The organism is Bradyrhizobium sp. McL0616, from assembly GCF_049993385.1.
In the GTDB taxonomy this organism is placed as follows: Bacteria; Pseudomonadota; Alphaproteobacteria; order Rhizobiales; family Xanthobacteraceae; genus Bradyrhizobium.
In genome coordinates this window covers 3,059,019-3,070,927 of record NZ_CP188255.1, presented here as the reverse complement: position 1 = coordinate 3,070,927, position 11,909 = coordinate 3,059,019, and the positions used below count along the sequence as shown (strand labels likewise).

Here is an 11,909-nt window from a genome sequence, read left to right as displayed (position 1 = left end):
AGCGCGCGATGGCCCAGACTGAAATCTCTGGAGCACCCGTCGTCACATCGATGCAGGTGATCCCGGTTGCGGGCCGCGACAGCATGCTCCTCAATCTGAGCGGGGCGCATGCGCCGTTCTTCACCCGCAACATCGTCATCCTCACCGACAATGCCGGTCACACCGGCGTCGGCGAGGTGCCGGGCGGACAAAAGATCTGGCAGACGCTCCAGGACGCACGCGATCTCGTGATCGGCAAGACCGTCGGCGCGATGAACAACATCCTCGCCGATATCAGAACCGCCTTCGCCGACCGCGACGCCGGTGGCCGCGGCAAGCAGACGTTTGACCTGCGCGTCATGATCCACGCGGTCACGGCGATCGAATCCGCGCTGCTCGATCTGCTCGGCCAGCATCTCAATCTTCCCGTCGCCGCCCTGCTTGGCGAAGGCCTGCAGCGCAAGAGTGTCGAGACGCTCGGCTATCTCTTCTTCGTCGGCGACCGTCGCAAGTCCAAGCTCGATTACGTCAAGGGCGAGACCGGCAAACCCGACTGGTTCAACCTCCGCCATCAGGAGGCAATGACGCCGGAGACGGTGGTGCGGCTAGCTGAGGCGACCCACGATCACTACGGCTTCGCCGATTTCAAGCTCAAGGGTGGCGTGCTCCGCGGCGAGCAGGAGATCGAGGCCGTCACCGCAATCGCAAAACGCTTCCCGAACGCGCGCGTCACGCTCGATCCCAACGGCGCCTGGTCGCTCGACGAGGCGATCGGCCTCTGCAAGAACATGCACGGCATCCTCGCCTATGCCGAGGACCCCTGCGGTGCCGAGGCCGGCTTCTCCGGTCGCGAGATCATGGCCGAGTTCCGCCGTGCCACGGGGCTGCCGACCGCCACCAACATGATCGCAACCGACTGGCGGCAGCTCTCGCACGCGCTGCGTCTGGGCGCGGTGGACATTCCGCTGGCCGATCCCCACTTCTGGACCATGCAAGGCTCGGTGCGCGTGGCCCAGACCTGCCGTGACAACGGCCTGACCTGGGGCTCGCACTCCAACAACCACTTTGACATCTCGCTCGCGATGTTCACCCATGTCGGCGCCGCCGCCCCCGGCGAAGTGACCGCGATCGACACCCATTGGATCTGGCAGGACGGCCAGGCGCTGACCAAAGAGCCACTCCTGATCAAGGGCGGCAAGATCGCAGTCCCGGATCGTCCGGGCCTCGGCATCGAAATCGACCGCGCGGCGATCGAAGTCGCGCATGAGCTTTACAAGAAGCATGGACTTGGCGCCCGCGATGACGCTACTGCCATGCAGGACCTGATCCCCGGCTGGACCTTTGACGACAAGCGTCCCTGTCTGGTGCGTTAAGAACCCTTCAGGCATGATCCCGGAAAAGTGGGTACCGGTTTTCCAATAAGGATCATGCCCCCTTACATGACTTGGAGGAATAAGATGACTGCGATCCTGAAGAACTTCATCGGCGGCGAATGGGTCGATGGCTCCGGCGTCACCAAGAACATCAACCCCTCCAACACCAACGATCTCGTCGGCGAATACGCCAAGGCCGACAAGGCGCAGACCGAGAAGGCGGTTGCGGCAGCGAAGGCCGCCTTCCCCGCCTGGGCGCAGTCGACGCCGCAGGCGCGCTATGACGCCCTGAACAAGATCTCGCTCGAAATCATCGCGCGCAAGGAAGAGCTCGGCCGCCTGCTCGCCCGCGAGGAGGGCAAGACCTTGCCGGAAGGCATCGGCGAGGTCGCCCGAGCCGGCCAGATCTTTGCGTTCTTCGCCGGTGAAGCGCTGCGGCTGATCGGCGAGAAGGGCGCATCCGTGCGTCCCGGCATCGACGTCGAGCTCACCCGTGAGCCGGTCGGCGTCATCGGCATGATCACGCCCTGGAATTTCCCGATCGCGATCCCGGCCTGGAAGATCGCTCCCGCGCTCTGCTATGGCAATACGGTGGTGTTCAAGCCGGCTGAGCTGGTGCCGGGCTCCGCGCACGCGCTGTCCGAGATCATCACCCGCTCCGGCATTCCGGCCGGCGTGTTCAACCTTGTGGTCGGCTCCGGCTCGGTCGTCGGCCAGACGCTCCTTGAGCATCCGGATGTCGCGGCGATCTCCTTCACCGGCTCGGTGCAGACTGGCCGCAAGATCGCGCAGGCCTGTGTGCTCTCGAACCCGATGAAGAAATTCCAGCTCGAGATGGGCGGCAAGAATCCGCTGGTCGTGCTCGACGACGCCGACCTCAAGACCGCCGTCGAGGTCGCCGTCAACGGCTCCTATTTCTCGACCGGCCAGCGCTGCACGGCGTCGTCGCGCCTGATCGTCACCGAAGGCATCCACGACCGTTTCGTCGCGGCGTTGACCGAGCGCCTGAAGGGCCTTTTGGTGGACGACGCGCTCAAGACCGGCGTCCATATCGGCCCGGTCGTCGACCAGAGCCAGCTCGACCAGGACCTCCGCTACATCAAGATCGGCCAGGACGAGGGCGCCAAGCTCGCCTGGGGCGGCGAGCTCCTCAAGCGCGAGACGCCCGGTCACTATCTCCAGCCGGCGCTGTTCACCGAAGCCAACAACAACATGCGCATCTCGCGCGAGGAGGTCTTCGGCCCCGTCGCCGCCGTCATCCGCGCCAAGAACTACGACGAGGCGCTGGCGATCTCCAACGACACCGAGTTCGGCCTCGCTTCCGGCATCTGCACCTCCAGCCTGAAATACGCCTCGCACTACAAGCGCAACAGCGAGTCCGGCATGGTGATGGTCAATCTGCCGACCGCCGGCGTCGACTATCACGTGCCGTTCGGCGGCCGGAAGGGTTCGAGCTACGGCGCCCGCGAGCAGGGCTCCTATGCACGCGAGTTCTACACGACGGTGAAGACTGCCTATACCTATCCAGGCTGATAGGCTGATATCGTAGGGTGGGTTAGCCCCGTGGATGCGCCAAGCGCATCCACCCGGGTAACCCACCAACTTCGTACCGAGATCGCGGCAACATGGTGGGATACGCCTTCGGCTGACCACCCTACACTTTCGGAGTCCTTATGGACCAGTCAGTCGCAGCGAAAGAGCAGCCCCGCTACATCAAGCTCAACGATCGCGACAATGTCGCGATCGTCGTCAACGATTTCGGGCTTCCCGCCGGCTCCCGCTTCGCCTGCGGACTGACGTTGCGCGCCTTCGTGCCGCAAGGGCACAAGACGGCGCTGGTCGACATCGCACAGGATCAACCGATCATCCGCTATGGCGAGGTGATCGGCCATGCGCTCGCGCCAATCCTGGCCGGCGAATGGGTCGACGAAGCCCGCATCCGCATGCCGGAGGCCCCGGCGCTGGACAGGCTCGAGATCTCCACCGCCGTTCCCGCGCCGCTGCCGCCGCTCGAAGGCTTTACTTTCGAGGGCTTTCGCAATTCGGACGGCTCGGTCGGCACGAAAAACATTCTCGGCATCTCCTCCTCCGTGCAATGCGTCAAGGGCACGATGGAATATGCGGTGAAGCGCATCCGCACCGAGCTGCTGCCGAAATATCCGAACGTCGACGATGTCGTGCCGCTGACGCATGCCTATGGCTGCGGCGTCGCGATTAATGCGCCCGATGCGGTGATTCCGATCCGCACGCTGCAAAACATCGCGCTCAACCCGAATTTTGGTGGCGAAATTCTGGTCATCAGCCTCGGCTGCGAAAAGCTCGCGCCGGAACGTCTGGTTCCGGAAGGCGTCAGCGATGCCATCGTGCGCATGCAGGACGAAGCCTTCGACGGCTTTGGCGCCATCGTCGACGCGATCATGACCCAGGCCGAGGCCCGCCTGAAGATTCTCAACAAGCGTACCCGCGAGACCTGCCCGGCCGCCGATCTCGTCATCGGCCTGCAATGCGGCGGCAGCGACGCGTTCTCCGGCGTCACAGCCAACCCCGCCCTCGGCTTCGCCGCCGACCTGCTGGTGCGCGCCGGCGCCACAGTGATGTTCTCGGAAGTGACGGAAGTGCGCGACGCGATCCAGTTGCTGACGCGTCGCGCCATCAACGAGGACGTCGGCCGCGCGCTGGTGCGCGAAATGGCCTGGTACGATTCCTATCTCGCCCGCGGCGGCGCCGACCGCAGCGCCAACACCACGCCCGGCAACAAGAAGGGCGGCTTGGCGAATATCGTCGAGAAGTCACTCGGCTCGATCGTCAAGTCCGGCTCGAGCGCGATCACCGGCGTGCTCTCGCCCGGCGAGAAGGCGACGCAGAAGGGCATGCTGTTTGCGGCGACCCCCGCGTCCGACTTCATCTGCGGCACGCTCCAGCTCGCCTCCGGCATGACCTTGCAAGTGTTCACCACCGGCCGCGGCACGCCTTATGGTCTTGCCGCTGCGCCCGTGATCAAAGTCGCGACCCGCAGCGAGCTTGCGCGGCGCTGGAAGGATCTGATCGATTTCGACGCGGGCGGCATTGCCACCGGCGAGAAGACTATCGAGGAAACCGGCTGGGACCTGTTCAGACTGATCCTCGATGTTGCCAGCGGCCGCACCAAGCCGTGGTCGGATCGCTGGGGCATCCACAACGATCTCACGCTGTTCAATCCGGCGCCGGTGACCTGAAGCGCCGGCAACGGCGCTCGCAAGGCCAAGAGCAAGAGGACCTCAATGTCCCGCATCACGACCCTGCGCACGATCCGCATCGACGAGCGGCCGAACCTGATCTGGGTCGAGATCGAGACTGACGAAGGACTGACCGGCCTCGGTGAAAGCTTTCGCGGCGCGCAGGCGGTCGAGGCCGCCGTGCATGAGCTCGCGGCACCGCTGGTGCTCGGCCAGGACTCCCGCCGCATCGAGGCGATCTCGCGTCAGTTACTGACGCCCTATCTCGGCTTCCACAGTGTCAGTGCCGAGGTACGCGCGGCCAGCGCCATCGACATCGCACTATGGGACATCAAGGGCCAGCGCCACGGCATTCCCGTGCACGAGGCGCTCGGCGGCGCGAGCCGGCTCGAGATCCGCGCCTACAACACCTGCGCCGGCTATGCCTATAACACCAGGAGCGCGAAGCGCCGCGAGATCGGCGCGGAGGACGCCGCGCTCGGCCCTATGACGACCAGATCGCCTTCATGCGCGACGCCGGCGCGCTCGCCGAGAGCCTTCTCAGTGAGGGCTATGGCGCCATGAAGATCTGGCCGTTCGATCCCTTTGCCGCCAATGGCGGCCATTCGATCTCACTCACCGATCTGAAGACCGGGCTGGAGCCGTTCCGCAAAGTCCGCGATGCGGTCGGCGATCGCATCGAGATCATGTGCGAGCTGCATAGCCTGTGGGGCATGCACACCGCCGAGCGGATCTGCCGTGCGCTCGAAGACTACGGCGTGTTCTGGGTCGAGGATCCCCTCAACAAGATGGACGATGTGCAGGGCCCCGCCGACCTCAGGCGGCGCGTGAAGACGCCGATCTGCGGCAGTGAGACGTTGGCGGGCGCGGCGAGCTTCCGCAATCTGCTGGCGGCCGACGCCGTCGACGTGGTGATGCTCGACATCGCCTGGTGCGGCGGGTTGAGCGAAGCGCGCAAGATCGCAGCACTTGCGGAAGCCTACAACAAGCCGCTCGCTCCGCACGATTGCACAGGCCCGGTGGCGCTGATGGCCGGTCTGCATCTGGCGCTGCATGCACCGACCGCGATCTTCCAGGAGGTCGTGCGCGCGACGCTGTCGACCTGGTATCGCGACCTCGTCACCGCGCTGCCCATCGTGAACAACGGCATCGTGTCGGCACCGACCGCGCCCGGTCTCGGGCTTGCACTCAATCCGGACCTGCGCCGCCGCGCGGATGCAGTGGTGCGAGAGTCCGCGCTCGGCGCATAAGACGCGATCGGCGTCGCATTGCGACGGCCCGGTGAAACTGTCCTGAAACAAAGGCTACGAAAAGCTTCGTCCTTGCTTCATCGCGGTCGTATTACGCAACCAAATATCTCAGCCGACAGAAAGCGAATGTTCGCACACAAGCGAACCTGTTGCGGCACTGCCGCGACCAAACCTCCGATTGTCATTTTTCCACGGAGATTTTGAAATGCGTGTTCTCTCGATGATTGCCGTTGCCGGCGCGATGATTGCAAGCACAGCCGGCGCATTTGCCGGCGAGCTTCCCTCTTACGAAGTGCAGTCGTTTCCGATCTCGGCCGCGCAAGTGCAGGTGCTCGGCGGCGCTGGCGTTCAGGAGCAGTCGACGACGCCGGCACTGACCGTCGCCGGCATGCCCGCCTCGCCTGCGCAGGTCTCGGTGCTATCACCACGCGTAAGGCGGTTCGCCAGCGCGAACTCCGATAGCGAGGCGCGCTAAACGGTTCGCGTCACTTGCAGCCCCGCATCCGACGCGGGCGCTGGCTGCATTCTCTCACGTCATGCTGCCTGGCAGGAAACACCGCACGCGCGGGTGGCCGTCGATATAGTGCTTCCACACCATGGTGCGGCCGATCTTGTTCGGCTCGGTGATGACGGCGCCGTCGGGCACGACGACCCACTCCTCGTCGAGATGCACACGGTAGTGCCCCTTCTCGGACTCCCAGTCGACGTCGGCGACGACATAGCCGTCGGCGTCCGAGCAGCACTGCCCGTATTCACTGCGCAGGCTCTCGAACCAGGGTTTGAGCGGCGAATTGGCGTAGCGTCGTCGTCGCGCGCGAGCGCCGATGTCGCCAGCGGCGTCATCAGCCCCAGCAGCGTCGCCGCACACAATCTTGCAAGTCTCATATCGTCTTCCTGCGGATCAAGATCGGCGCCGCGAGGGACAGACAAGACCGCCCGCCCGCGCAACGACGGCAGGCGTGGAATGTGGCGACTCGTTCCCCCAGCAGCTTTGCGACAGCTATGCAAATCCGGCGCCAGCGCGCATTCCGGGGAACTACTGGCGCGATCGGCGGCCTCGACCGGCCTGCCCCTCCTGCAAGTGTGGCGCATCGGCGCCTTGCTGCAGCTCGTTCGGAGGCTTTCCTTGTTGTGTCAGGACGTGTACCAAACTGCCGCGGACGCAACCGCAATCGTTTAACCGACTGTTTCGAATGGAAGAATTAGGTGCTGGCGTGACAGGCATTGGACCGTCAGCGCTGAGTTCGAAAGAACTGCTTCCTGGCCAACAGGACCCGACCGATTTGCCCGCAAACGAGGTGCAGTTCGCGCTCGTGATTTCGCGCATGCTCGAGACGGTGAAGGACGACGCGGAATTCAGGCGGCAGATCGTCTACGACCTTGCCCGCTACAAGCTTCTCGAGCAGTTCACCTACGCCGACGCAAAGCACATCGACCAGATGAAGCGGGCGCTCGAGGTCGCCATCGACGAGGTCGAGAAGTTCTCCCGTGATCAGGCGCCGCTGGAGCGCTTGCCGGCACAACAACTCACGTCGTCAAAGGCCGGCGGGGCCGGCGGCCAGCTCGTGCCCGCCGACGCTCCGGTCCTGCGATCAGCGATCGAGATATCCCGCAGCAAGCGGACCGCGATCTCCGGTCCGCTCTGGCCCGTGATCAAGCGCACGGGAGCTATCCTGCTCGCCGCCGCTGTCGTCGTTGTTGTCATCTCGCAGCGAGACAATATCGCCTCGCTGCGCCGGCTGGTCTCGCCCCAGACCCACGAGGTTGCGCAGGTTGCGCCCAAACCGGAGACGACGATCACGGTGGCAAAGCCGGAGATGGTAGCACCCGTCGCGCCGCCACCGAAGCCGACGCGCGTGCTTCCGACCGATTACGGCATCTACGCTCTGGTCGACGATCAGTCGCTGGCTGAGTTGAGCGCAACCGGCGTGATGGCGCCGGACATGCGGATCGCGATTTCACCCGAGTTCAAGAAGCCGGATCGGCCGCATTTGGCGAACGGCCATGTCAAATTCATCGTGTTCCGGCGCGACGCCGCCAATGCGGTCGCGGAGCGCGTCGAGGTTCGGGTGGTCGCGAAGATCGCCAGGGAGTTTTCGACCGACGCCGCAGGCAAGACGCTAAGTGGCGGAGAGGACGTCGGGGTCATCCGCAACTTCTCCTATCCGTTTCGGGTGTCGCCGATTCCGGGCGCAGCCGAGACGTACGAGCTTCACGCCAGTGATTCAGAACTCGAACTTCCGCCGGGACATTACGTCCTGAGCCTCGGAACACAGGCCTATTATTTCCAGGTCGACGGCGAGATCACCGATCCCCGGCAATGCCTCGAGCGGGTCGTTGCCGGCAACGGCACGTTCTATGCGCCCTGCAAGAAGGCGCGGACGTATTGAGCGTCCCGTACTGCACGGAACCGGGGCACGCGGGAGCCACACGCTCAACTGTCATCGCCCGACCTTGATCGAGCGATCCAGTATTCCAAAGGCAGTGCGAGGGTACGGAGAAGGCGCGGCGTACTGGATTGCCCGCTTTCGCGGGGAATGACAGCGGTGCGCAGCGAACCTACTTCTTCGCTGCCGGCGCCATCATCATCGCGCCGCCCTTCTTGGTCGCGGGCGCGGGCGGCGGCTTGGTCGCGGCGGCCTGCGCGGGGAGATATTTGGCGACAATGGCGGGATCGACCTCGGCGATGCTGGCGTCCGGCAGGCGTTGCCAGGTCTCATCCTTGCCGAACAGGGAGATGCCGAGGAAGCCGCGCATGGTCAGCGTCTGACCGTCCGGGCTCACCGTCATCTTGGCCTTCCAGACGTTGCCGTCGCGCGGATTGACCACGTTGCCGCCGTCATATTTCAACCCATCGCGCTTCATGTCGCGGATGAAGGAGAGCCCAAGCACCGGCTGGTTCTTGCGATCGTCCGCGCATTTCGTGCAGGCTTCGTTCGGATCGTCGCCGGCACGCGGAAAGGTCTTGGCGATGACGCCTTCGAAGATGCCGTTGTGGTCGATGAAGAGGAACCAGCCCACCGTCTGCCCGGCCTCGACCTTCTGCCAGAGGCCTGCGGCAGTTGGCTGGGCCGGCACCGCAGCCGGGATTTGCGCCGCAGCCGGGCTTACCGCACTGATCGACAGCGCGAGCGCGAGGAACGGAAGCAGCCGAAAGCTGGAAAAGAGATTCCGCATTATGATCACCTTGCTAAGCCAATCACCTTGCTAGCCACGACTGGAATGGCCGCAAACTACGGCGATTTCGCGAACGATTCCAGCGCCAGAAACATGGGGCATCGCCTACCGCCCCGCCGCGGTCAGTTGACACCGAGCTTCTTTTGCAGACTGGAGGACGAGGTCGTGTACTGGAACACCAGTCGCTTCTCCGGATAAACGTAGCGATGGGCTTTTTGCGACATCAGCGCGCCCTCGTGGAAGCCGCACAGGATCAGCTTGATCTTGCCGGGATAGGTGTTGATGTCGCCGATCGCGAAGATGCCGGGCACGTTGGTCTCGAACGCGGACGTCTCGACCGGCACCAGATTGTTCTCCAGCGCAATGCCCCAGTTCGCGACCGGACCGAGCTTCATGGTCAGTCCGAAGAACGGCAGCAGGGTGTCGCAGGAAATTTCCGCCACGCTGTTGTCGTTGGCCTTGACGGTTGCGCCCGTGAGCTTGCCCTCGGTGCCGGAGAGCGCAGTGACCTGGCCGAGCCGGAGATCCATCTTGCCGGCAGCAACCAGCGCGCGCATCTGCTCGACGCTGTGAGGGGCTGCGCGAAAATCGTCGCGCCGATGCAAGAGTGTGATCCGCTTCGCGATCGGATGCAGATTGAGCGTCCAGTCGAGCGCGGAATCGCCGCCGCCGACGACCAGCACGTTCTTGTCGCGGAAATTTTCCATCTTGCGCACGGCATAGTGCACCGAGGTGCCTTCATAGGCTTCGATCCCCGGCACCGGCGGACGCTTGGGCTGGAACGAGCCGCCGCCGGCTGCGATCACCACCACCTTGCACTCGAACACCTTGCCGGCGTCGGTGGTGCAGCGAAACAGGGGATCGCCGATCTTCTCCACGCTGTCGACCATCTCGCCGAGATGGAAGGTCGGATGGAACGGCTTGATCTGCTCCATCAGCGCGTCCGTAAGGCCCTGACCGGAAACCTGCGGAATGCCGGGAATGTCGTAGATCGGCTTTTCCGGATAGAGCTCGGCGCACTGGCCGCCGACCTTGTCGAGGATGTCGATGAAATGCACCTTCATGTCGAGAAGGCCAAGCTCGAAGGCGGCGAACAGACCGCAGGGGCCGGCGCCAATAATCAGCACATCGGTTTTGATCACATCGCTCATGTCGTCTCTTTATCGGTCGTTATCGGTTGGACGGCGCCCGGCGGGCAGAGGTGACCCTGCCTGTCTAGCCAACGGGGATGGATCAGGGAAGGCATAAAAGCGGGAGCGCCCCGCAGCAGCGCCCACTTGCCCGGTCAAAATAACTGGGATGTAACGAGGATGGATATGACGGAGATCAACCGGTGAACGCACCAAGCCGCCTCGATACGACGCCGCGCCTGGAGGACTTCCCTTTTCGCCTTGGCGACAACGTCCGCTTCGGCGATCTCGACCCCAACCAGCACGTCAACAACGCGGTCTACGCCACCTATTTCGAGACCGGCCGCGTCACGCTGATGAAGAGCCCGCAATACGGGCTGACGCCGCCGGGGCTTGCCTGGATCATGGTGCGGCTCGACATGCATTTCCGCGCGGAGCTGCGCTGGCCGGGCACGATCGAGCTCGGCCTCGGCGTCGTCAAGCTGGGACGGACCTCGGTGACCTTCGAACAGGTGGTATTTTCGGAAGGCAAGTGCATCGCGTCGGCGACGTCTGTCGGTGTGATGCTCGACGAGACGACGCGGCGGCCTGCGCCGCTCACCGCGGAGGTGATCGAGAAGTTGAGACCCTGGCACAAGCGCGGCATCGAAGTCGCGCCGCCAACCGCATAGATATAGATTAAGAGAGACGTGCTTAGGCCTGACGCTCCGGCGTCGCCACCACGAGCCCGTCGAGCTCGTCGCTCACCTTGATCTGGCAGGACAGGCGCGAGTTCGGGCGCACGTCGAAACCGAAGTCGAGCATGTCCTCTTCCATCGGCGTCGGGCTGCCGACCTTCTCGCGCCAGGCTTCGTCGACATAGACATGGCAGGTCGCGCAGGCGCAGGCGCCGCCGCATTCAGCCTCGATGCCGGGAATGCTGTTGCGAATGGCGGCTTCCATCACGGTGGCGCCGTTCTCGACGTCCACCGTGCGGGTTTCGCCCTTGTGATCGACAAAGTGAATTTTGGCCATGTGTGCTCGTGCTGCCGCGATCTTGGGGAAAAAGGAGGGTCCTGGCTGTCCTATAACGGGTCGATCCGGCTGGCGCTAGTGCGCAGGCCACCCGCATTTGCGGGCTCCGCGGCCTAGTGCTTCAGGATCGCCTGGATGGCGGCGCGGACCTCGGCCACGGCCTCTTTCAGCACGGCGAAGGCATGGGGCCGGTTGTGGCCAGTCCGGATCGCGGTCTCCAGACTGGCGGCGGCATCCGCCACCGCAAAGGCGCCGATCCCGCGCGCCGAGCCCTTGAGCTTGTGCGCGAGCGCACCGGTCTCGCCCGGCAGCGCCGCCATCGTCGCGAGCAGGCGAACGGCTTGCTCGGCGAACATCGCCAGGACTTCCTGTTCCAGTTCGGCGTCACCGAGCGTCATGCGCGACAAATGGTCGAGATCGAGAGGGCTGTCGATGGGTGCAAGCGGGGGCGAAGGCATCCAGTCCATCCGTTGCAGTTCAGGCGTCATGGCGCAGGCCCCGGCATCGCGGATGTTCCGCCGGTCCGGCGGTGAGCTTTCGCCGCAGCCAAGCACGGAAATGGTTAACGAAGTGTTTGGGTTGTTTTGCATAATTCTGCCGGTTTATTGACGAAAAGTTGCCGCAATCGGCCAAGTTCGGTGGAGAATTTCATTTGGGGCTAAGGTGTTACGGCGCGATCCTGTTAACGATGATTAAGATTGTCTTAATCGCAGGCATTTCATTCGCGACGCTCTGCCAATAGGATGTTGCGGAAATTAGCGGACAAGCCGT

At 64.0% G+C, this 11,909-nt stretch carries 12 protein-coding genes and 1 pseudogene; 8 read left to right on the top strand and 5 right to left on the bottom strand.

Features of this window, described 5'->3' with window-relative positions; translation table 11 throughout:
* Nucleotides 1-8 precede the first annotated feature (8 nt).
* The 6 genes from gudD to ACPPVR_RS14505 all read left to right on the top strand — a co-directional run bounded on the left by gudD (nucleotide 9) and on the right by ACPPVR_RS14505 (nucleotide 6,292).
* Nucleotides 9-1,352, top strand: a complete 1,344-nt coding sequence (gene gudD, locus ACPPVR_RS14530; RefSeq protein ID WP_426614874.1) for a glucarate dehydratase — start codon at nucleotides 9-11, stop codon at nucleotides 1,350-1,352.
* An 84-nt stretch (nucleotides 1,353-1,436) separates the two neighbouring features.
* The gene (locus ACPPVR_RS14525) at nucleotides 1,437-2,885 is read left to right on the top strand and encodes an aldehyde dehydrogenase family protein (protein WP_426614873.1); all 1,449 of its coding nucleotides are present in this window, start codon (nucleotides 1,437-1,439) and stop codon (nucleotides 2,883-2,885) included.
* 140 nt (nucleotides 2,886-3,025) lie between these two features.
* Nucleotides 3,026-4,567: a galactarate dehydratase gene (gene garD / locus ACPPVR_RS14520; protein WP_426614872.1), complete on the top strand. Its 1,542-nt coding sequence runs from the start codon at nucleotides 3,026-3,028 to the stop codon at nucleotides 4,565-4,567.
* A 45-nt stretch (nucleotides 4,568-4,612) separates the two neighbouring features.
* On the top strand, nucleotides 4,613-5,131 hold the full coding sequence (locus ACPPVR_RS14515) for a hypothetical protein (protein WP_426614871.1): 519 nt from the start codon (nucleotides 4,613-4,615) through the stop codon (nucleotides 5,129-5,131).
* Nucleotides 5,074-5,817, top strand: coding sequence for a mandelate racemase/muconate lactonizing enzyme family protein (locus ACPPVR_RS14510; RefSeq protein ID WP_426614870.1), 744 nt, complete (start codon nucleotides 5,074-5,076; stop codon nucleotides 5,815-5,817). The genes ACPPVR_RS14515 and ACPPVR_RS14510 overlap by 58 nt, the downstream gene beginning before the upstream one ends.
* 205 nt (nucleotides 5,818-6,022) lie before the next feature.
* Nucleotides 6,023-6,292, top strand: a complete 270-nt coding sequence (locus ACPPVR_RS14505) for a hypothetical protein (RefSeq protein WP_426614869.1) — start codon at nucleotides 6,023-6,025, stop codon at nucleotides 6,290-6,292.
* A 54-nt stretch (nucleotides 6,293-6,346) separates the two neighbouring features.
* Here the strand turns inward: ACPPVR_RS14505 and ACPPVR_RS14500 are convergent.
* Nucleotides 6,347-6,702, bottom strand: a pseudogene (locus tag ACPPVR_RS14500) (hypothetical protein).
* 398 nt (nucleotides 6,703-7,100) lie between these two features.
* Between ACPPVR_RS14500 and ACPPVR_RS14495 the strand changes: the two are divergent.
* On the top strand, nucleotides 7,101-8,207 hold the full coding sequence (locus ACPPVR_RS14495) for a hypothetical protein (RefSeq protein WP_426614868.1): 1,107 nt from the start codon (nucleotides 7,101-7,103) through the stop codon (nucleotides 8,205-8,207).
* A 169-nt stretch (nucleotides 8,208-8,376) separates the two neighbouring features.
* Here the strand turns inward: ACPPVR_RS14495 and ACPPVR_RS14490 are convergent, their stop codons facing one another.
* Together ACPPVR_RS14490 and ACPPVR_RS14485 are read right to left on the bottom strand one after the other, a co-directional pair.
* Nucleotides 8,377-8,994, bottom strand: coding sequence for a DUF2147 domain-containing protein (locus ACPPVR_RS14490; RefSeq protein ID WP_426614867.1), 618 nt, complete (start codon nucleotides 8,992-8,994; stop codon nucleotides 8,377-8,379).
* 122 nt (nucleotides 8,995-9,116) lie between these two features.
* Entirely contained in the window at nucleotides 9,117-10,145 is a 1,029-nt protein-coding gene (locus tag ACPPVR_RS14485; protein ID WP_426614866.1) for an NAD(P)/FAD-dependent oxidoreductase, read from the bottom strand.
* Nucleotides 10,146-10,327: 182 nt separating this feature from the next.
* Here ACPPVR_RS14485 and ACPPVR_RS14480 point away from each other — a divergent pair, with 182 nt between their 5' ends.
* A complete protein-coding gene (locus tag ACPPVR_RS14480) occupies nucleotides 10,328-10,795 on the top strand; it encodes an acyl-CoA thioesterase (protein ID WP_426614865.1) in 468 nt (155 codons plus the stop codon).
* Nucleotides 10,796-10,817: 22 nt separating this feature from the next.
* On the opposite strand, the gene ACPPVR_RS14475 is transcribed toward ACPPVR_RS14480, so the two are convergent.
* Both ACPPVR_RS14475 and ACPPVR_RS14470 read right to left on the bottom strand, forming a co-directional pair.
* On the bottom strand, nucleotides 10,818-11,138 hold the full coding sequence (locus tag ACPPVR_RS14475; protein ID WP_045008721.1) for a 2Fe-2S iron-sulfur cluster-binding protein: 321 nt from the start codon (nucleotides 11,136-11,138) through the stop codon (nucleotides 10,818-10,820).
* 113 nt (nucleotides 11,139-11,251) lie between these two features.
* Complete coding sequence (locus ACPPVR_RS14470; RefSeq protein ID WP_426614864.1) at nucleotides 11,252-11,596, bottom strand: Hpt domain-containing protein; 345 nt, start codon at nucleotides 11,594-11,596, stop codon at nucleotides 11,252-11,254.
* Nucleotides 11,597-11,909: the final 313 nt, after the last annotated feature.

What these genes read in the sequence shown, in the direction of transcription:
- ACPPVR_RS14525 (WP_426614873.1), top strand. Translation starts at nt 1,437, where the DNA reads ATGACTGCGATCCTGAAGAACTTCATCGGCGGCGAATGGGTCGATGGC.
- ACPPVR_RS14505 (WP_426614869.1), top strand. Translation starts at nt 6,023, where the DNA reads ATGCGTGTTCTCTCGATGATTGCCGTTGCCGGCGCGATGATTGCAAGC.
- ACPPVR_RS14475 (WP_045008721.1), bottom strand. Translation starts at nt 11,138, where the DNA reads ATGGCCAAAATTCACTTTGTCGATCACAAGGGCGAAACCCGCACGGTG.
- ACPPVR_RS14485 (WP_426614866.1), bottom strand. Translation starts at nt 10,145, where the DNA reads ATGAGCGATGTGATCAAAACCGATGTGCTGATTATTGGCGCCGGCCCC.
- ACPPVR_RS14510 (WP_426614870.1), top strand. Translation starts at nt 5,074, where the DNA reads ATGCGCGACGCCGGCGCGCTCGCCGAGAGCCTTCTCAGTGAGGGCTAT.
- ACPPVR_RS14515 (WP_426614871.1), top strand. Translation starts at nt 4,613, where the DNA reads ATGTCCCGCATCACGACCCTGCGCACGATCCGCATCGACGAGCGGCCG.
- gudD (WP_426614874.1), top strand. Translation starts at nt 9, where the DNA reads ATGGCCCAGACTGAAATCTCTGGAGCACCCGTCGTCACATCGATGCAG.
- garD (WP_426614872.1), top strand. Translation starts at nt 3,026, where the DNA reads ATGGACCAGTCAGTCGCAGCGAAAGAGCAGCCCCGCTACATCAAGCTC.
- ACPPVR_RS14490 (WP_426614867.1), bottom strand. Translation starts at nt 8,994, where the DNA reads ATGCGGAATCTCTTTTCCAGCTTTCGGCTGCTTCCGTTCCTCGCGCTC.
- ACPPVR_RS14470 (WP_426614864.1), bottom strand. Translation starts at nt 11,596, where the DNA reads ATGCCTTCGCCCCCGCTTGCACCCATCGACAGCCCTCTCGATCTCGAC.